Consider the following 20775-nt stretch of genomic DNA (forward strand, 5'->3'; position numbering starts at 1 on the left):
ACAGTTCCGTTCTCTGATGCGGAAGGAACCATAGCGACCGCATGAATTAAGGCGGCCGTGCACCAAGCCGGAGCTGCTACTGACTTCCCTCGGGAAGCGCAGGGCAGCTTCGGTACCGCAATACATAAAGCTATTTCATCTCGCGCATGCTATAGTGATCTTCATACGATATGAATCATCCTTATGCAGATCGAACGATTCTCCCCCAGTGCCAGACTTGCCCCTTTCGTAAAAGCTTTTATCCATGTGCAAAGTCTAAATGGCATGGAAAACCGCATCCTGCCCGATACTTCGCTCATCCTGGCCTTCCGGCTCAAAGGCGCCGTACATCACCTGCATCAAAATTCCGCTGAACTTATCCCTGCAAGCGTCGTCAGCGGCTTGCGCTCAGCCGCGCGCCTGATAGGCTACGCACCGGGAAGCAACATGCTGCTTGTGATGTTTCGCGAAGGCGGCGCGGCAGCTTTCTTTAAGGAACCATTGCACCGCTTCTTTGCATCTTCGATAGCACTGCAGGATATTTCAGGTATCCCGGCAGGCGAAATGGAAGCAAGACTCGCGGAAGCCAAAACCGCCCGTAGTGCTGTTGCCATCATTGAACATTTCCTGTTCACTCTCCTGAAAGAAAATACGCCCGATAAACTCGTTCATGAAGCCATGCGCCGCATTCGGGAAGCAGGCGGCATCATTCGCATCCGCGACCTCGCAGCCTCTCTCAATATCAGCCTTGATCCATTCGAGAAACGTTTTCGCCAAACCGTCGGAAGTTCTCCCAAGCAATTTGCCGAAACCGTCCGCCTGCGAAAGCTGATCGAAAATCGCACGGAAGCCCAGACCTTGACCGAAATAGCCTATGAGGCGGGTTATTTTGACCAGTCCCACTTCACCCGGCGCTTTAAAACCTTTACGGGCCAAACGCCCACAGAATTTTTCCAGTCCCCACCGCATTGGTAGTATATCCGTCATCACGAGCCGTCAAAATCAATGATTTTATACAATCGCACAAAGCGAGCCACGCCTAATTTGTAAGTACCACCATCTTTAAAGGAACTTACTTATGACGACGAAAAATATCGCCACCGCACTGCAATTCTGGGACTTCATCAATACAAGGCAGTTTGATAGACTCGAAGCCCTGCTCTCCCGTTCCCTGATCAGCGAAAAGGATAAAACCTATGAAACGATCCTGAACGATTTGCGCATGTTCAGCGGAGGATTCGCCGATCTGCATTTTCGCATCGACCACACTTTCTGCGAAGGACAGGAAGTCGCCGTGCGCTGGACCATGACCGGCACGCACACTGCTCCTTTCGGCCCCTACAAACAAGCCACCGGCAATAAGGTCGACCATCAAGGCATCTCACTATTCAAAGTAGAAAACGGCAAAATCACCGAATTCTGGCCCGGCTCCGACCGTCTGCGTGTCTCACAGCAGCTCGGCGGCGTTCCGCAGTGACAAGCAGACTTAAAACTTTCAGAGCGTTGCGAAAACGCCGGAACATGAGAACCGGAGCGGAGCGTACATCAGTACGTGAGCACCGGAAGCGCTATGTTCCGGTGTTTGCAGCACGCTATCAAAGTTTTACTAAGGCCATTTCACTTCGGGGGGAAGCGACATCAAAATCGCCTCCGTATTACCGCCCGTCATAATGCCAAAGCGCGTGCCGCGATCATACAGCAGATTGAACTCCACATAACGCCCGCGACGCACGAGTTGGTGCTCGCGCTGCTCCTTCGTCCACACCTTGTTCATATGGCGGTATACGAGCTGCGGATAGATGCTATGGAACGCTTCACCGACACTGCGCGTGAAAGCGAAATCTTTTTCGAATTTACCCGTGTTCAGATAATCATAGAAAATACCGCCGACACCGCGCGGTTCACCCCGGTGCTTGAGAAAGAAATATTCATCGCACCATTTCTTATACTTTTCGTAGTAATCCGGCGAAGCCGCATCGCACGCAGCCTTAAATGCCGCGTGGAAATCATGTGTATCCTGCTCGTCCGGGAACATGGGGGTCAGGTCAGCCCCGCCGCCGAACCAGAAGGAAGATGCTCCTAAGCATCCTTCTCTCTCGCTCACCACAATCATACGCGTATTCATATGTACCGCAGGCACAAGCGGCGACTGCTGATGCGCCACGAGTGAAATGCCGCTCGCCCAGAAATACGGCTTCTCGGATGCCCCGGGAACTTCCTTGCGCATGGTTTCGGAAAATTCGCCATGCACGGTGGAGATATTCACGCCGACCTTCTCGAACACGCGCCCGCGCATGATGGACATTTCCCCGCCACCACCGCCTTCACGCTGCCATGGCGTGCGCTCGAACTTGCCAGCAACACGATCGCTATACGGTCCACTCAGTTCCCCCTCAATCGCTTCGAACGTACCGCATATCCGGTCGCGCAATGCGCGGAACCATGCGGTAGCCTGTTCTTGCTGAGAGCGAATATCCATGCTTAGTGCCTGAAGTGCCTGACACCCGTCAGTACCATCGCCATACCGTAGCCGTCTGCCGCTTTGATCACTTCATTGTCACGGATGGAACCGCCCGGATGGATCATTGCCACGATACCGGCCTTCGCAGCATTATGGACGTTATCGTCGAACGGGAAAAATGCGTCCGAAGCAAGCACGGCACCCTTGGTGGAGAGTTTAGCTTCCTCCGCTTTCCAGCATGCGATGCGCACGCTGTCTACACGGCTCATTTGGCCCGCGCCGATACCGACTGTCGCCATATCCTTGGCAATCACGATGGCATTGGATTTCACATGCTTCGCCACGGTGAAAGCGAAGATCATATCACGCAGTTCCGCTTCGGTGGGTTTACGAGCACTCGCGAGCTTCACGCTCTGCTCGGTTACTTTCGCATTGTCGAATTCCTGGAACAGGAAGCCGCCCGAGACCTGCTTCACCATGAAATTACCGGGCTTCTCGGGCATGCCGCCGGTCAGCAGCAGGCGCAGGTTCTTCTTGCTCTCTAGCATTTTGATCGCTTCCGGTTCCGCATCCGGCGCGATGATCACTTCCGCGAACAGATTGCCAATCGCCTGCACCGTTGCCACGTCCAGCACGCGATTAGCTGCAATGATGCCGCCATACGCGCTCACCGGATCGCAGGCCAATGCCTTCTTATACGCTTCCTCGATGCTTGCGCCCACTGCCACGCCGCAAGGATTCGCGTGCTTGATGATAGCAATGGCCGGTTCGCTGAATTCGCTGACCAGCCCGAATGCCGCATCTGTGTCGTTGATGTTATTGTAGCTGAGTTCCTTGCCGCCGATCTGACGCGCCGTGGAAACCCCCAGAGGCGCATGGTCATACGTATAGAACGCTGCTTCCTGATGAGGATTTTCACCGTAACGCAGCACCTGCTTAAGCTTCCCTGCATTCATATATTCGGGGAAAGCATGCAGCGTCTTGGCAAACCAGATGCTGATAGCCGAATCATACGCCGCTGTGCGCGAAAATGCTTTGGCCGCAAGCTTCTTGCGCGTCTCGAGCGTCACCGCACCACTTTCCTCAATCTCACGGCTTACCGCAGCATAATCGGCCGGATCGATGATGACGGTCACGCTTTCATGATTCTTGGCCGCAGAACGGATCATCGCCGGACCGCCAATATCGATATTCTCGACGCAAGTATCGTAATCCGCGCCTTTGGCAACGGTTTCCTCGAATGGATAGAGATTGATGATGACCAGATCGATCGGCTCAATGTTATGCGCAAGCATCGCCGCTTCATGCTCGTCAACCCCGCGCCTGCCGAGCAACCCGCCATGGATTTTGGGATGCAGTGTCTTCACGCGCCCGTCGAGCATTTCCGGGAAATCCGTATGTTCGGAAACTTCCTTCACCGGAATCCCTGCCAGGTTCAGCGCCTTAGCCGTGCCGCCAGTGGAAAGGATCTCGATATTGCGGGACTGCAGAAATTTGGCAAACTCGATGATACCGGTCTTATCGGAAACGGAAATCAGGGCGCGGGTGATTTTGGACATAGCACTTTCAATAGGTTGGTTACTTATCCGCCCTAATTACGCCGGAAATGGCATTTTTGCAACGATGTTTTCAAGATTTAGCGGCTCTGCGCATGCACATTGCGGGTAGCGCTGCCTGCTGCGCTGGGGGAAGTGCCCGTGCCGGTCTGCTCTAAACCGACATTCTCAAACTCAATCCGCTGGGCATTAGGCACATTGTCCGCAACATTACCGTATTTGGCTGTACTACGGTCAAAATTTGCAGCAATCGCCTCGAATTTAGCCTTTTCATCCGGTGACAGCGAACTACCCAGATCCGGTGCTTTATGGCTCTGACCGGCTTCCATACCGTGCTGTTTCTGTCTTTCCGTCTGCGGTTTTTCAATCTTCTGACCGGGTGTGGCCTTGGGAGAAACCTGATCCTTAAGTGCCGTACCAAAATTACGGATACCGCTTCCCATCTGGCTGGCAGTTTCCTTGGCAGCATTGCCTACCGCACCGAGCAACTGGCCAAAACGCTCGCCTATAGCCTCGATAGCCGCATTACAGGCAGCATCAAAACGCTCGCGCACGGCCTCCGCAAAAGGCCGTAATGCCTCGTCAATCTTTTGTACAGTGCTTTGGCCGGAGTCCATAATAACCCATTATTAGAATTACTAATTCTACCATGCCCGCATGAATATATACATGAATTATTTATGACAGAATGGCTTACTTCTGGCATTTTGCGCAGAAGAATGTGCTTCTGCCGGACTGGCGAAGAATAGAAACAGGGGTTTTACAAACCACGCAGGGTTCGCCTTTGCGCCCATAAACGCTGAAATGATGCTGGAAATATCCCGCATCACCGGAAGAGCGCACATAATCCCGCAAAGTAGAACCACCGGATTCTATGGCTTCTTCAAGCACCTGCCGGATACTGGTCAATAGCAGCCCAGCTTCTTTCTTCGTAACCGTATGCGCCGGTCGTTCCGGATGGATATGCGAACGGAACAATGCCTCACAGGCATAGATATTCCCCACCCCGACAATTTTGCGTTGATCCATGATGACTGATTTTATGGGCGCTTTGGAGCCCTGCAATATTTCGTAAAACTCCTTATCCAGCACCGGATCGAATGGCTCCGGTCCGAGTCCCGCAAATAATTTATGGCTCTCAAGCGTCTTTTCCGTCGCAAGCTCCATGAGCCCGAAACGCCTTGCATCGTTGAAAACCATGAGTTTAAACGGCTTGAACATCACCAGCACATGGTCATGCTTGCGCAGCGGCTCTGGCATGCGGTCATAGAGAATGAGATTACCGCTCATCCCCAGATGAACGATCAGCACTTCTCCGCCCTGCAGATGGATAAGCACATATTTCGCGCGGCGATCAATCTTCAACACCTTCTTACCGGTAATCGCCTTCTCCAGCCTGTCCGGCAGCTTTGTGCGCAAATCCCGCCGCCGCACATCAACATGTGTGATTGTGCTGCCGGTAATATGCGCCGCCAATCCGCGGCACACTGTTTCCACTTCAGGCAATTCAGGCATATTCTTTCTTAAACATTATTTGATATAGGTACCGCTCACGCAAACACGTACAAATCCGGTGCTTTCTTCAACACCGCTGACACTAACCATATCCCCGGGCTTGGCACCCGGAATCGCAATAGCCTCGCGGTCACAATCCGATTCCCCCGATGTGAGATGGACGGTGATAGTTTGACCATCTGTTTGCACTTTAAATATTCCGTCTCCATCACGCGCCATAGCAGCAAGGTCTGCAGAAATCAGCCTGCCTGAATATTGCACTAGCTTGCCGCCTGCAAATGCCTGCTGCTGCACCAGTAGCAACGATAATGACAATGCCAGAAGAAAGAAATAATTCGGATACCAAAACACCTTACAACCTATCCGTAAGGTCAATCGTGCTGATCAACTCCTGCAGGTCGATCTGGCCTGCCAGCACCTTGTCGATCCCGTCCAGAGCCATGGGGATAAAGCCGTTATCCATCGCATAATCCTGTATCTGGTTACGCGTCGCACGGGTCGAAATCAGCTCGTCCATGCCTTCGTCGATACGCAGGATTTCCGTAATCGCAACACGGCCTTTATACCCCTTGCGCTTACATTTGTCGCAGCCGACCGGATCATACACCGTCGGCGGATTTTCAGGATCGAAATCCATGATATTGCATTCTTCGCGCGTGGCAAGGCGCGGCCTGCGGCAATGCACACACAGCTTGCGTGCAAGGCGCTGGGCAAGCGAGCAGATCAGCGAACCTGCCAGCAGATGCGGCGGCACACCGATATCGCTCAGACGTGGGATCGCGCCGATAGCATCGTTCGTATGCAGCGTGGTGTAAACCTGGTGACCCGTCAACGCCGCGCGCACGGCCATGATGGCCGTTTCCTCGTCGCGCACTTCGCCCACGAAGATGATGTCCGGGTCCTGGCGCATCAGCGATTTAATGCCGTGCAGGAAGTCGAGCGACCCTTCGCGGATGCTGCTCTGGCGGATGAGCGGCAGCTGGTATTCCACCGGATCTTCCAGCGTCATGATATTGACATCGATGGAGTTGATGTAACTGAGCACCGAATAAAGCGTCGTCGTTTTACCGCTGCCCGTCGGACCGGTCACGATAATGATGCCTTCCGGACGCTTGAGCATCTTCTTCAGCAGCTTGATGTTGTGGTCGCTGAACCCGAGATTTTCCAGCGGCACGAGCGAGTTCGCCTTGTCGAGCAGACGCATCACGATGTTTTCCCCGTGCACGGTCGGCTGCGTCGCCACACGGAAATCCACATCGCGACCCATAACATTATAGGAAATACGACCGTCCTGAGGATTACGCGTTTCGGCGATGTTCATGCCCGCCATGATCTTGATGCGCACGACCATCGCGTTCCAGTAATCGCGGTGCAGGCTTCGGATCTGGGTCATCTGTCCGTCGATACGGTAACGCAAACGCAGGAATGCACCTTCCGGCTCGAAATGGATGTCGGACGCGTTATTCTTAATCGCGTCGATCAGCAGCGAATTCACCAGACGCACCGTCGGGTTGACATAGCCTTCCTGCCTGCCGTCCAGCTGGCGCGTATTTTCGCGGATGCCGGTTTCGATTTCGCGTAAGATACCGTCGATCGACATTTCATATTCGTAATACTGGTCGATCAGTTCCAGGATTTCCGTTTCCGTACAGAATACCGGAACGATCTTCGTTCCCTTGGGGAAGTTGCGGCGCACCTGGTCGATCGCGAGAATGTTGTACACATCCGCCATCGCAAGGTTGACTTCCCCATTCTCGAACGACACCGGAATAATTTTATGGCGCAGCGCCAGTTCCTTGGGGATCTGCTTGATAACGCTCGAATCGAGCATCGTCGATTTCGGATCGAATTTCTGCGCGCCGGCAGACTCTGCCAGCACTTCGCCGAGCGCGGATTCCGTCACGAATCCCATTTCGATCAGGATACCGCCCAGCAGCTTCTTGGAAGTCTTCTGCTCCAGCAGCGCGATCTGCAATTGGTCCTTGGAAATCAGGCCGAGTTCGATCAGCTTATCGCCCAGGCGCATCGGCTTCTTGGCCGCACCCGATTCCTGCGCGGACGACGCACCGGCACCCCCAACTGGGGGTTGTGCCATCGGATTCGAGGCATCGCCTGGCAGATTCGGATCCTGGTTACTCATTTAAGCCTGAATATTACTAATTACTGTTCCAACGCGTTCTAAAAAACTACACGCGGCAGAACCTGCACTATCCCACCAAGTCAAGCTGGCCGCGGGTTAGGCGGTCTATCCAGGCTGCGGTCAGCTTTTCATGCAGAGAGTTCTGCCTCAGGCGTTCATTAAGGAACGGAAACGACACATTGTCAAGTGCCTGATCCTGATTAAAGCAGGAATATATGTAGCTTGTTGCACCGGTTACAGGATCGACATGTTGCTGGATACATTGCGCGCAGATCTCTTTCATCATGCATTGCATCGGTGAGTTGATGCTGCCGATAGCGACATGTCCCGGTTTGAGATACGGTTTCAATATGCCGCGGCGCGCCGCACCCACTGCCGCCATCATGCGGTCCGAACCGATAGCGATGATATGATCGACAGCTTGCGTTTTGATGGCCGTTTCGCCGAGCCTGCCTTCCGCATAGGCCGCTATTGCCTGCACGATATTGCCGTAGAACACCTTGTCGTTCGGCCTGTCCGGCGTGAAATCCGCCTGCTCGTCACATGCCCAGACAATCACGTCGGACGCTTTCTCGATTTCTTCAATCTTGTAACGGTCGGTGGATTTGCGGTATCCGGCGAAGTAAAGCACCTTGCAGCCATTCTCACGCGCTGCACGGCCGATGGAGAACAGCACCGCGTTACCCAATCCGCCGCCCACCAGCATGACGGTTTCGTTTTTCGGAATCTCCGTCGGCGCGCCCGTCGGCCCCATCAGCACGACCGGTTCACCCTTTTTGAGATACGCACAGAGATTGGAAGAACCGCCCATTTCCAGCACAATAGCGGAAAGTAGCCCCTGCCCTTTATCCACCCATGCTCCCGTGAGCGCCAGCCCTTCCATTAGCAATGTGGTATCATATGAAGGTGTGTGGGTGCGCGGAGGAGCACTTTGCGACGACCCCGCAGGGGAATCCGAACGGAGTTCGGATGGGGGCAGCGTGCCCCCCTTAACTTTTAGCGCATTCATTTCAAAATTTTGCAACCGGTAGAACTGCCCCGGCTCGAATTGCTTCGCAGCCTGTGGCGCCTTCACGATCACTTCCACTATATTATGCGTCAAGCGCACCACATCATGCACCGTCGCACGCAACTGCAGGTTCATGAAGGCAAGGAAAGCTGCATCGGAATGCGGCTCCGCCACTTTTCCCCTTCTTTTCAATATTCTCGAAACGACCGGATATCCCTGCTTCGCGCTGCCCATCGCCTTCACGACATTGCCTGCGAAAGAAGGATGCAAATCACCAAAGAAACTGAGCGCCCTGCCATCCGCTTCCACTGCCATCAGCACCTGCGGTGTTTCAGGTTTGGCAACACGTTCCGGCAAAACCGGCTTGCCTTCATCATCCACTGCCTGAAAATACTTGCCATGCAAGGTAAGTTTCTCCGGCACTTCACGTTGCAACACGGTATTCGGACTTGTCCCTGCTGCCATCAAGACAGTCCTTGCAGGAATCGTTAGGGTGCCATCTTGACTCTTAAATTTCACAGCCGCCGCATGGCCATATTTATCGACTTCCACACCCACCGGCTCAAGATTCTCAACGATACCGATGCTTTCTTCCAACGCTTTTTCCACTTCTTCGTGGTTCAGGCGGTAAGACGGCGCATCGATCAAACGCTTGCGATATACCATCTTCACGCCGCCCCAGCTCTCCAGCAGCCCGGCGACATTGGGATTCGGTTTCTTGCGTTCTTCACGGATGGCCTTCGCATGGGCAATGAACTCTTCGGCAATCTCCGTATCTTCCGCACCCCAGCCAAGCCTTGCGCCCTGCTCACCGCGGTCTTTCACGAGCACTTCGTAGCGAGACAGGAATTTCTCCACCTGTATAGGATAATAAGCGAGCGATTCCGTCGCTGTATCAATCGCCGTCAACCCTCCGCCAATCACCACGATCGGCAGGCGTACCTGCAAATTCGCAATGGAATCCATCTTTGCCGCGCCCGAAAGCTGCAGCGCCATCAGGAAATCCGAAGCCGTGCGCACACCGCGCGCCAGACCGTTCGGCATATCGATCACGGTCGGCCTGCCCGCACCCATGCACAGTGCAATATGGTCAAACCCAAGTTCCCATGCGGAATCGATCGTAATCGTACCGCCAAAACGCACACCGCCGATCAATGCGAACGATGCACGCCGCTCCAGCAACAGACGGATTACTTTCAAGAAATTCTTATCCCAGCGTACCGTGATGCCATATTCCGCCACGCCACCAAAGCCGTACAATGTACGTTCATCGAGGCGCTCGAATAATTCTCTGATATCGCGCACCGGCGCAAAAGCCACACGTTCGCCTGTCTGTGTGACGCCAGAAATTTCCGGCGGCAACGGCTCGATCTTGAGCCCGTCAATCCCAACAACCGTATGCCCGTCATTGAGCAAATGATGCGCAAGTGTATAGCCAGCAGGCCCCATGCCCGCCACCAGCACCTTGGAACCGGTTTCAGGCCTCGGCAACGGACGCTCCAGATTCAGCGGGTTCCAGCGCGTGAGCAGCGAGTAAATCTCAAACCCGTAAGGCAGCTCCAGCACATCCATCAGCGTGCGCGTTTCGGACTGCGGAATATTGACCGGCTCCTGCTTCTGGTAGATACAGGCTTTCATGCAGTCATTGCAGATGCGGTGCCCCGTGCCCGCGCACATCGGATTGTCGATCACGACTGTTGCCAACGCGCCGAGCGGAATACCTTCGCTTTTCAGGAAGTTCATCTCGGAAATCTTCTCTTCCAACGGACAGCCGGCGAGCGTAATCTCCAGAGAGTTTTTCTTAAAGGAAGTCGTATTGGTTTCCTTATTCGTCTCTTTCATTCCTTTGGAACAGGAATCCTTGCCCTGGTTATGGCACCAGATGCAGTAATTGGCTTCGTCTAAGCCCTTGGCCAATGTGACACCGTCATCCGTCAGCGCGAATCCTTCGCGCGCACGGCGATGGTGTGGATCGAGCTTGATGACCGTGACGCCGTCCACCACTTCCGTCTCATACGCCACAAGATTAAGCGGATCGAGCTTGCGCGGCGTCTTAAACAGAATACCTGCCTTATGCTTCTCTTGCCCTTGCGGCGTGAGTAGGGCCCAGGCGGCGTATTCGGTTGCAATACGGATCGCATCTGCATGCTGTTCCGCTTTATCCAACCACGCCATAACGTTACGTGAGAACGTCAGCTCAAACACCGTCTCCACCATATGGCCTTCAGGGTGCACCGTATGAGAATCCGAAGGCAGGTCAAATGCTGGCAGGGCGTCCTGCTTCTTAAACAAGCTTTCAAGCTGCGCACGTAAAGCAGCACCATCTAATTTTGCAGCCTCATCCGGCTTAACGGATTTTGCAGCCTTGCGCTGTACGAACAGGCGTTTGCAGCTGTAAAGCGGCGCGAGCGTAAAATGCCGCTCCTTGAGCGCAGTCACTTCCGAGCGGATGCCGAACAGTTCTGCAATAAACTCTTCCAGATGCGGCGCAAGATCGATGATTAATTGGGACTCTTCCTTCAGCACAGGCTTAACGGCACGCGCCGATACCAGCCGATTATGCAGCGCCACATCTCGCTGTTTCAGCTCTTCGATAAATTTTGTATCCAGTGTTACCAGTCCAGCACGCGTATATAGCTGATCGAAAGTCGCCTCAAATCCGAGTTTCATATCCCACCTGAAATCACGTCGCGCAGGTCTTTTACCGGCTCGACAAACTGTTTCTGCACATATTCCATGAGCATTGTAACGCTTTCTTCCACGGAAAGCTGTGCTGTGTCAATAATCAGTTCGGGATTTTCCGGTTCTTCATAGGGAGCGGAGACACCTGTGAATTCAGGAATCTCGCCTGTCAGCGCCTTTCGGTAGAGTCCTTTAGGGTCGCGCGCAATGCAGGTATTGATATCCGTCTTCACGTAAACCATGTTGAAATAATCACCCCCGGCAGCACGCGCGCGGCGGCGGTCATCGCGATAAGGCGAGATAAAGGACGCGATCACAATCATGCCAGCTTGCGCAAACAAGGTAGCCACCTCGCCGATGCGGCGGATATTTTCAGTGCGGTCTTTCGCCGAAAACCCAAGATCTTTATTGAGCCCGCTGCGCACATTATCCCCGTCCAGCACATAAGTCTGGTAGCCCTTGGCAAACAGGCGTTGCTGCAATTCCTGCGCAATCGTGGACTTGCCGGAGCCCGAAAGGCCCGTAAACCATAAGATGCCGCCCTGATGGCCGTTGGCGAGCGACCGTTGCACAGGCGTAATGCGGGAATCCACCGCCGTGATATTCTGCGACTTCACGCGCTCTGCACTTACGCGCTGGTCGTGGAACCCTTCCAGGTCGATGATACCGCCGCCGCAAACGTCATAATCCTCTAGGATCACGAAACGCCCAAGCTTCGGATTATGCTCGAATGCGTCCAGCGCCACCACACCGCGCGTATGGAACACGACTTCCGCGACCGCACCGCGTTCGACCGATGCCTGCTGCGCACGGCCGAGATTGTTGGTGTCCACCACCTGCTCGATCTCACGCACTTCCGCCGTAACTTCAGTGGTAGCGATCTTGAGTTTATAGCGCTTACCCTGCGTGAGCGGCTTATGGCCGAGCCAGAACAGCTTTGCCCGGAACATATTGGTAATGAAAGGCGCATGCTTCGTGTGGCTTGCCACTGCGCCGCGTTCCACGAATATCTGTTCGCTGAGCGTAATGCCGACCGACTGGCCTGCTGTCGCAGAAATCGGCAGGATAGAGCTACCCCATTCCTCAATGCTCGCCACTTTCACCGTGCGATTGACGGGAGAAAATACGAGTTCATCCCCTACTTTCAGCGAACCGCTTTCAATGCGCCCAACAATAATGCGACGCTCATCGAATTTATACACATCCTGCACAGGGAAACGCAGCGGCAGCTGGTTCAGCGGCAACGTCGCGGAAAAACCGTCCAGCGCTTCCAGAACGGAAGGGCCTTTATACCACCCCATCTGCGGGGAACGCGCTGCGATATTATCCCCTTCACGCGCCGAAACAGGGATTACAAATGCCGGTGTTACACCGATTTCCTTAAGATATGTGCGGTATTCATCCTCGATTTTACGGAATGCCTGCTCGTCATACCCGACCATATCCATTTTGTTGACGAGCACCGCAATCTGGCGCACGCCCAGCAGGTGCAACAGGTAGCCGTGGCGCTTGGATTGCTCCTTTACACCTTCCTTTGCGTCGATGATCAGCAGCGCCGCTTCGCTTTGAGCTGCACCAGAAATCATGTTCTTCAGGAACTCTTTATGCCCCGGCGCATCGATCACAACGTAATTGCGCGCCTGTGTCTTGAACCATATCTGGGTCGTATCGATCGTGATGCCCTGGTCGCGCTCAGCCTGCAGCGCATCCATCAGGAACGACCACTCAAAAGGCATGCCGCGCTTTTTGCAGGATTGCTGGATCTGTTCGAACTTACCATCCGGCAGCGAACCGGTATCATGCAGGAGCCGCCCGACAAACGTGGATTTGCCATGATCGACATGCCCCACAATCACAATCTTCAAAGCGGAATCGGTGGCAGCCTGCTGCACCTGAACAGCAAATTCCGGCTCTTTACGTGCAAGATTGTAACTCATGCGCAGACAGCAACCCCTTAAGTTAATAACATTTTATTGTGTGGAATATACATTATTCCCATAATTTATGGGGAATTTATAAAAAGGTCAATAAATATTCTATGTGAAATTAAATATTCTTCACATTTTCAGTGTAATTAAGAGGCAATCACAATTAGGAGATCCAATACGAATCCCATAATAAACTACTGCTATAAAAGATAATAAACGGATCAGCAGCGAGAGATATCGCTACATATACCCGGCTTCGCGCAGGCGCTCGAAGCTCGATTCATCTTCATCGGCGCCCATCGGGCGGCCGGAACGCTCCGGTACTTTGGTCGTGCGTAATTCTTCAATGATCTCATCGATCGTAGCGGCCGTGCTTTCGACCGGGAAAGTAATTCCCTTTTCACCCAGCGAACGGAAGCGCATCATCTTGCCGCCGAAATCCTTGCCGAAGCAATCATGCCACGGGCGTGCATAGTAAAGCGGAACGATGGGGATATTTTCGCGCTTGATATACTGCCAGATATCCAGCTCCGTCCAGTGCAGCAGCGGGTGGATACGTAAAGATGTGCCCGGAGCGAAATCCGTCTTGAACTGGTCCCAGAATTCCGGCGGCTGGTCTTTCACATCCCAGTTACCTTCCTGCCCGCGCGGGCTGAAATAGCGCTCCTTGGCGCGTGTGCCTTCTTCATCGCGGCGGATACCCGCGATGATGCCTGTAAACCCATTCTTCTCAATGACTTCCTTAAGGCCGAGCGTCTTGCGTGACGCCACACGAGCCGCATGCGGCAAAGTCGCATCTGTCTGTTCGATCGGCGGGCATTCATGCGAGATCAGATTGACGTCCCATTCCTTCACATAACGGTCACGAAATGCATAGACTTCGTCCATTTCCAGCCCGGTATCGCAATGGATAAGCGGAAACGGCACGCGCCCAAAAAATGCCTTGCGCGCAAGATGGACCATCACGTTGCTGTCCTTGCCGAAGGACCACAGCATGGCGATTTTGTCTATTTTGTTGAATGCTTCACGGAAAATATAGATCGACTGGGATTCCAGGGTCGAAAGATGATCGGGCGTGTTTTCCATGGGAGTGCCTCAAATTGTCAGGTTTCGGCTGCCAGGCTCACAAGGTACGCTGACACCCGATCCCTGACAACAGAAAGCCGTATGCGTTTAGTCTTCTACGTCGATATTGTCGCCTTCAAACGACAGTCCCGACTTGCCCTGTACGGCAACGGTAAGATGCTCTTCAGCGTCATCTTCCACTGCGCCGCCTTCTTCAGCAAGCATTTCCTGAACTTCTTCGCTGCTCTTGCTCGGGCGGGACATGTATTCGACCACCTGCTTTTTGCGGAAAGACTGGATGATGTCCTCGCTAACCTGTTCCAGGTCGATTGTCTTATCACCAATTTCGCGCAGTGAAATCACCGCGTCTTTATCGTTATCACGGTCAACGGTCAGCGCCGAACCGGAAGCAATCTGCTTCGCGCGATGCGCGGCAATCACCACGAGTTCAAAACGGTTGGGAACGTGCATGATGCAATCTTCTACGGTAACGCGTGCCATTGAATACTCCTAAAAAACCTAGTGTCCGGGGGCGGGATTATAGGCATTGCTTAAAAATTTGCAACCTTTAATCTGCCGAAACCACTGTGGCCCGCAGTTTAGGATAGATAACCGCCGTCACCGCAACAACAATCAGTGTCCCTATGCCTCCAAGCACAATGGAAGGGGTAAGCCCCAGGAAATGTGCCGCCAAGCCGGATTCAAACGCACCTATCTCATTGGAAGATATGATGAACATTGTGCTGACAGCGGAAACCCGCCCGCGCATGCCCTCAGGTGTCAGCCACTGCACCAGCGTATGGCGGATCAGCATGCTCACACTATCGAACGCGCCGCTAGCTGCCAGACAGAGCATCGATACCCAGAACCACTGACTGAAGCCAAATACGATAATCGAAACTCCAAATCCGGCGACAGCTGCAAGCAATAATGCACCGCGCATGACTTTCAGCGGCTTGACGGCGAACCACAGCGTCACCGCCACCGCCCCCATTGCAGGAGCGGCGCGCAAAAGTCCCAGCCCTTGCGAGCCCACATGCAACACCTGATCCGCCACTGCAGGCAGCATGGAAACCGCCCCGCCGAACAGCACCGCAAACATATCCAGCGCCATCACGCATAACAGCAGGTGGTTGGTTATCAGGAAACGTGCTCCTTCGCGTATGCTGACAAAACTGGGCTCACGCTTTTCCTGCCCTCGGAACTCGCGATGCTCCTGACTGATGCCGAATAAAATAACCAGCTCCACGCACATGAGCGAAACGGGCATGAGCCATGCGACAGGAGGCCCATAGCCGCCATAAATGATCCCGGCAATCGCAGGGCCGGCGATGATCCCCGTCTGGAATGCACTGGTAAGCCAGGCGGACGCGGAAGGTATCTGCTGGCGCGGTACGATCCTGGGCTGCAATGCGAAGCTGGACGGACTCAGGAAACTGCGTGCAATACCGGAAAAGAATACGCCCGCGAATATGCAGACAACACGGACATCATCCGGCAGGGCAATCATTCCGCTTGCTACCAGATAGAGAAAACACATATTGCAGACCAGCGCGGCGATACAGGCCAGAAATATGCGATAGGGACGGCTGATATCCACGATATGCCCGGCAATCAGCGAACAGCTGATCGCAGGCACAGCCTCTGCCAGGCCGACAAGGCCGAGCTTGAACGTGCTATGCGTCAGTGAGTAAATCTGCCAGCCGACAATTACGGCCTGCGCCTGCAGCGCCATGGTGCCGAACAGGCGCGTCGCGCACAGAATCCTGAAATCGCGGTTTTTAAGTACTTCGAATGAATAGGAGGCCATAGGATGTGCATAGTCGGGTTAGGCGGACTTTGCAACTACAGAGCAATATCGGCATTGGCATAATAACCGTTAAGATTTTTTGCTTGCACCGGATTAGTACATCCATAATCATACAGAAATAACATTGCATCTAAAGAATATTTAATGTCAGAGCCCCCCCTTGATCCCGCTGATGCAGGCCAAATGCTTTATGATCTGGCGCTCGCTATTTATACAGACGAGAGAAACTATAATCCCCTGTATACCCGCGAAAGCCGTCTCGCTATGCTGGCAGACCTGATAGAAATAACGCCATATTCAGAATTGCAACGCACCCGAAGAGCCATTCCGCTCTATGATACGGTAAAAAACACTCTCGAATATCTGGGACAGGAAACAGAAGATCCTCAAGAGTTACAAACACTGGCATCGCTGCACGCTCTCTTGGGGGCGAAACGCATCGGCTCCAGCAATCCGACGCGAAGCCGCTAAACCCGCAGAATTTCGCCGCACTGCACAATGTTTTTTGCTTGCGAAAAGACCCTATCCTTTATAGGTCTAAAAGGGTAAGTAGCATCATCATAAGCACATGTCGATTTTCCTAAGCACCATTGCCTTCATCCTCGCACTGGTACATTATTATTGCTACGACCGCCTGTGTTTTTATTTCGACCTGAACGGCGCCGCGCGCATAGTAGCAGCCGGCATCGCAACGCTCCTGTGGTTCTTCAGCTTCACTTCGCTGCCGCTGATGTGGGCGTTGCCGTTGAAACAGGAAAAGCGCGTAGCATGGATCGTGTTTCCATGGCTGGGGATATTATTACTGTTGTTCACGACACTGCTCGCAGGCGACGTGCTCACGGGCACACTCTTTTTGTCGGTGGGATGGCGGGAGCCTCCGGATGCATGGCAGGCCACCAAAGAGATGACCGGCGTTGCCATCGTAGCTGTTGCGGGAACATTGTCGCTCATCGCTTTATACAAGGGATTGCGCCCCGTTCCGGTAAAGCGCGTCGATGTGACGCTGCGTCGTCTTCCGGAGGCATTCGATGGTTTTCATATCGTCCAGTTAACCGACCTGCATATCGGCCCGATGATCGGCGGCCGCTGGCTTGCGCGTGTTGTGGAACAGACCAACGCCCTCAAGCCTGATCTCATCGCTATCACCGGCGACCTGGTGGACGGCAGCGTGGACGATCTCGCCGAAGCTGCAAGTGCGCTCAAAGATCTGCGTGCGAAACACGGCGTTTATTTTGTCACCGGCAATCATGAACATTATTCCGGCGCCGCCGCATGGACGGCGTATCTGCAATCGCTCGGCATCCGCGTGCTGACGAATGAGCGTGTTACGCTTACTAAAAATAGCGCGGCACTCGATCTTGCAGGAGTTGAGGATTTTGACAGTCACCGCTTCCCCGGTCACGGCCCGGATCTGGGCACTGCGCTGGAAGGACGCGACCCCGAAACTCCGGTCGTCCTGCTTGCGCATCAGCCCGCCGCCGTGGCAGAAGCCGCAGAAATGGGCGTAGACTTGCAGCTTGCCGGTCATACGCATGGGGGCCAGATCCGTCCGTTCGATCTTGCCGTCAAATTACGCCAGCCTTATGTGAAAGGTCTGCACCATATTACAGGCAGTAATACGAAAATCTATATCAGTAGCGGCACGGGCTATTGGGGCCCGCCGATGCGGCTTGGCACCACATCTGAAATCACTTCGCTGCGCCTGCTCAAAGAAGTGCAGAACTAGAACCTGACGGAAATCCCCGTATACGGATTCAGATCCGGTGAAGCCCTGTTAAGGCCGATATACATCCCGATATCCAGCTGCAGATTTGGTGTTACGAGCCACTGCAGCGAAGGGTCAAGCGTATATTGATTGGGGATATCATGCTCACCGGAATGGTCTGCATAAAACTCCAGCGCGGCAATGACTTCTTTAGTAAAGACCGGACGGTTCAGATTGACTGCGAAATTATAATCACCGTGGCTGTTGCTGTCGCTCCTATTCGCAAATACACCGAACCCCGGCTCCAGCGTAACCGACCAGGTTTCATCCAATGTCAGGGTATACGGGATATTCAGCGTATATTCTGCCACGCCATTGCCAATCCCACTGGCCGCTGTGGGCAACTTGACGAACGGCAGCACGGCAAGCGCCTGCTTGCCTCCGTCATTGCCGAACAGATTGATCTTACTGCCCAGCCATATATCGCCGAACCCTCGTGAAGTCTGCGTCGTATTCGCTGCAAGATCCTTATCATGCACGATGTTCAATGGCATAAACAATGCTTCCACATCCACATCGTGGCTGACACCCGCCTTGACAAGCGGCGCCATGAAACTGGTGGCATGGATAAAATGACCGTCTGTCCTGTAGCGGTCATACGTATGGTTGATAAAATCCGCTTCGATCTGAAAATGCCCCGCATCCACTGTGTTGGAACTATGGGTTTTGCCAGGGCGGTCGGTGCTGAAATCACGCATCTGGTCGTCAGGCACCGGGTTAAGCAGCCAGTAGGATGAAGTGCTGGAATCAGCCCAGCCGCTAGCGCAGAAGCCGCTCAGCAATAATGCGGCCACTCCGCCCTTCAGAATATCCCTGCTTGCTCGCCGCATATAAGCCCCCTCATGTGACGGCGGCAAAATACTATAGCAGCAGGCAGGTGACAAGATTTAAGAGACTGTTCAAAAGCCGTCGGCATTGAACATCAGCATGCAGGTGATGCCAGGCACTGTAACCGTGTATTTTGCTGTGCTGACAACAGTAGTCGTCGTGCATGAATTGCCGTAAGCTCCGCCGGTTGGCGTTGTCGTGACCGTTCCGGTAGCAGGTAGCCCATTATCGAGCTTGCTGTCGATCCTCTGCGCATCCAATGCGGAAAGCGCGGGATAGAATGCAAGCCCCATCCAGTTGCTGTTCGTGCCGGAGTCCTGTGCGCCGTAAAAGAAGGTATGTGCGCAATGCCCGTTTGCGAAATATTCATTGCCGAGACTGCCTGTCAGGCAATGATAGAAAATCGAAAACCCGGCATTGGCACGTACTTTGGAGACAGGGATATTTAAACCTACCACTTCATAAGAACCACCGGTAGGAGCAGTGATCGGCGTATAAGTCCCCTCGATCAATCCGGCATTGGCCAGTTGCTGCCAGGCCATCACCCCCTCCGTGCACAGAAACGACCAGTAATCAGCGCCGCCGCAAATATATCCGTTACCATCACCATTGCAGGTGAGCGGGCTGCTTGCACTGCCGCTTCCCTGACAACTGGCGACATAATTATCCGCCGCACTGCCTGCTGCAGCTCCCCAATACTGGGTTGCATTGCTCATATCGCCGGGTAATGCATTATACTTAGTGCGAAATGTGTTGAACGCCACAGAGTATTTAGTTTTCTGCGTGATGATAGTATTGAGTTCCGCCGTGCGGATAAGATCGCTTCCCGCCAATATACCGCCCACCACCAGGCCGATGATCACCAGCACGATCGACAGTTCAATTAGCGTAAATCCGGCATGTTTGTGGCTCATCTCCCTATGATACCGACTTTAGATGCCGTTAAGCAACCGCTATCGCCACAGCAGCCACAACCCGCTGTAACATTAAGATAAAGCGAGAAGATCCTGCCGCAATTTATCCGCCTCGCCTTGCGGCAGCAGATTCTCCATCTCTGCATGGGTGCGCTGCCACACGGGAAAAGCCTGGGCAAGAAGCTCGCTGCCTGCCGGAGTCAGGCTCAGCAGTTTGCTGCGCTTGTCGTTCGGATCCGGAGCAATATGCACAAGCCCTCTGCGTTCAAGCGGCTTAAGCGCGGCAGTTAGCGTCGTGCGGTCCATCGCCAGCACATACGCAACGTCTTTCATTGCAGGGGGGGCAGGTCTGTTCAATGACATCAATAATGAAAACTGTCCGCTCGTGAGCCCCAGCGGACGCAAAACATCGTCAAATGTCCTTGCCAGTTTACGCGCTGCACGCTGCATATGCAGGCATAAACAATGGTCTCTGACCAGAAGCGTTATTGCGAACGGAACATTTTTATTTGACATATTCTAATTATGTTGATATCAACGCAATTGTCAAGCACACATTAACGACCACCCCCAATAAATCAGAATAAATACGGAGCAAGCTTATGAAGCCCAAAAACACCGTCTGCCTGTGGTTCGATCACGACGCGCACGAAGCAGCTAAATTCTACGCCGCTACTTTTCCGGACAGCAAAGTAACGGCAACTCACAAAGCCCCCGGCGACTATCCGAACGGCAAGGAAGGAAATATACTGACGGTCGAGTTTACGGTTTTGGGTATTCCCTGCCTCGGCATTAACGGTGGCCCCATGTTCAGGCACAGCGAAGCATTCTCCTTCCAGATTGCAACGGACAATCAGGAAGAGACAGATCGCTACTGGGATGCTATCATCCGCAATGGCGGAGAAGAAAGCGAGTGCGGCTGGTGCAAAGACCGCTGGGGCCTCTCCTGGCAAATCACTCCGCGAGCACTGACCGATGCGATTGCTGCCGGCGGCGATGAAGCAAAGCGCGCCTTTGCAGCAATGATGACAATGAAGAAGATTGATATCGCCACTATTGAGGCAGCACGGTACGGCAAAAACCGAGCGGCACGTTAACCTCTTTTTATCGGAAGGAAAATCAT

Annotated in this window: 18 protein-coding genes and 1 pseudogene; 5 read left to right on the forward strand and 14 right to left on the reverse strand. The window is 53.6% G+C overall.

The features are described from left to right. Nucleotides 1-183 precede the first annotated feature (183 nt). Nucleotides 184-954, forward strand: coding sequence for a helix-turn-helix transcriptional regulator (locus tag VFT64_06910; protein HEU5047555.1), 771 nt, complete (start codon nt 184-186; stop codon nt 952-954). A 103-nt stretch (nt 955-1057) separates the two neighbouring features. After that, complete coding sequence (locus tag VFT64_06915) at nt 1058-1456, forward strand: ester cyclase (GenBank protein HEU5047556.1); 399 nt, start codon at nt 1058-1060, stop codon at nt 1454-1456. 129 nt (nt 1457-1585) lie between these two features. On the opposite strand, the gene hemF is transcribed toward VFT64_06915, so the two are convergent. From hemF to VFT64_06970, 11 genes and pseudogenes are all read right to left on the reverse strand, one after another. After that, the gene (gene hemF, locus VFT64_06920) at nt 1586-2458 is read right to left on the reverse strand and encodes an oxygen-dependent coproporphyrinogen oxidase (GenBank protein ID HEU5047557.1); all 873 of its coding nucleotides are present in this window, start codon (nt 2456-2458) and stop codon (nt 1586-1588) included. A gap of 2 nt (nt 2459-2460) precedes the next feature. After that, complete coding sequence (gene purH, locus VFT64_06925; protein HEU5047558.1) at nt 2461-3999, reverse strand: bifunctional phosphoribosylaminoimidazolecarboxamide formyltransferase/IMP cyclohydrolase; 1539 nt, start codon at nt 3997-3999, stop codon at nt 2461-2463. A gap of 77 nt (nt 4000-4076) precedes the next feature. After that, a complete protein-coding gene (locus VFT64_06930; protein ID HEU5047559.1) occupies nt 4077-4613 on the reverse strand; it encodes a hypothetical protein in 537 nt (178 codons plus the stop codon). Nucleotides 4614-4689: 76 nt separating this feature from the next. Then, nucleotides 4690-5511 carry a bifunctional DNA-formamidopyrimidine glycosylase/DNA-(apurinic or apyrimidinic site) lyase gene (gene mutM / locus VFT64_06935; protein HEU5047560.1) on the reverse strand — a complete coding sequence of 274 codons (822 nt, stop codon included), beginning with the start codon at nt 5509-5511 and terminating at the stop codon, nt 4690-4692. Nucleotides 5512-5526: 15 nt separating this feature from the next. Continuing rightward, on the reverse strand, nt 5527-5862 hold the full coding sequence (locus VFT64_06940; protein ID HEU5047561.1) for a hypothetical protein: 336 nt from the start codon (nt 5860-5862) through the stop codon (nt 5527-5529). A gap of 1 nt (nt 5863) precedes the next feature. Then, nucleotides 5864-7651, reverse strand: a complete 1788-nt coding sequence (locus VFT64_06945; protein HEU5047562.1) for an ATPase, T2SS/T4P/T4SS family — start codon at nt 7649-7651, stop codon at nt 5864-5866. Nucleotides 7652-7718: 67 nt separating this feature from the next. Beyond that, nucleotides 7719-11330, reverse strand: a complete 3612-nt coding sequence (locus tag VFT64_06950; protein ID HEU5047563.1) for an FAD-dependent oxidoreductase — start codon at nt 11328-11330, stop codon at nt 7719-7721. Further along, a complete protein-coding gene (gene cysC, locus VFT64_06955) occupies nt 11327-13279 on the reverse strand; it encodes an adenylyl-sulfate kinase (GenBank protein ID HEU5047564.1) in 1953 nt (650 codons plus the stop codon). Before cysC ends, VFT64_06950 begins: the two co-directional genes overlap by 4 nt. A gap of 231 nt (nt 13280-13510) precedes the next feature. Further along, nucleotides 13511-14356, reverse strand: a complete 846-nt coding sequence (gene cysD, locus VFT64_06960; protein HEU5047565.1) for a sulfate adenylyltransferase subunit CysD — start codon at nt 14354-14356, stop codon at nt 13511-13513. Nucleotides 14357-14671: 315 nt separating this feature from the next. Further along, nucleotides 14672-14836: pseudogene (gene rpoZ / locus VFT64_06965) on the reverse strand (DNA-directed RNA polymerase subunit omega). Nucleotides 14837-14903: 67 nt separating this feature from the next. Beyond that, nucleotides 14904-16145, reverse strand: coding sequence for an MFS transporter (locus VFT64_06970; protein ID HEU5047566.1), 1242 nt, complete (start codon nt 16143-16145; stop codon nt 14904-14906). Between the two features lie 144 nt (nt 16146-16289). On the opposite strand from VFT64_06970, the gene VFT64_06975 reads away from it, so the two are divergent. Both VFT64_06975 and VFT64_06980 read left to right on the forward strand, forming a co-directional pair. Continuing rightward, the gene (locus VFT64_06975; protein HEU5047567.1) at nt 16290-16616 is read left to right on the forward strand and encodes a hypothetical protein; all 327 of its coding nucleotides are present in this window, start codon (nt 16290-16292) and stop codon (nt 16614-16616) included. Between the two features lie 97 nt (nt 16617-16713). Continuing rightward, on the forward strand, nt 16714-17871 hold the full coding sequence (locus VFT64_06980) for a metallophosphoesterase (GenBank protein ID HEU5047568.1): 1158 nt from the start codon (nt 16714-16716) through the stop codon (nt 17869-17871). Here the strand turns inward: VFT64_06980 and VFT64_06985 are convergent. The 3 genes from VFT64_06985 to VFT64_06995 form a co-directional block, all read right to left on the reverse strand. Continuing rightward, nucleotides 17868-18740 (reverse strand): transporter, encoded by an 873-nt coding sequence (locus tag VFT64_06985; GenBank protein HEU5047569.1) that lies wholly within the window; start codon nt 18738-18740, stop codon nt 17868-17870. The genes VFT64_06980 and VFT64_06985 overlap by 4 nt on opposite strands. A gap of 69 nt (nt 18741-18809) precedes the next feature. Beyond that, the gene (locus VFT64_06990) at nt 18810-19652 is read right to left on the reverse strand and encodes a prepilin-type N-terminal cleavage/methylation domain-containing protein (protein ID HEU5047570.1); all 843 of its coding nucleotides are present in this window, start codon (nt 19650-19652) and stop codon (nt 18810-18812) included. 72 nt (nt 19653-19724) lie between these two features. Further along, nucleotides 19725-20168 carry a MarR family transcriptional regulator gene (locus tag VFT64_06995; protein HEU5047571.1) on the reverse strand — a complete coding sequence of 148 codons (444 nt, stop codon included), beginning with the start codon at nt 20166-20168 and terminating at the stop codon, nt 19725-19727. 86 nt (nt 20169-20254) lie between these two features. Between VFT64_06995 and VFT64_07000 the strand changes: the two genes are divergently transcribed. Beyond that, nucleotides 20255-20749: a VOC family protein gene (locus VFT64_07000; GenBank protein HEU5047572.1), complete on the forward strand. Its 495-nt coding sequence runs from the start codon at nt 20255-20257 to the stop codon at nt 20747-20749. The last annotated feature ends 26 nt before the right edge of the window (nt 20750-20775 follow it).

The sequence above is a fragment of the Rickettsiales bacterium genome, assembly GCA_035765535.1.
Classification (GTDB): domain Bacteria; phylum Pseudomonadota; class Alphaproteobacteria; order Rickettsiales; family JABCZZ01; genus JABCZZ01.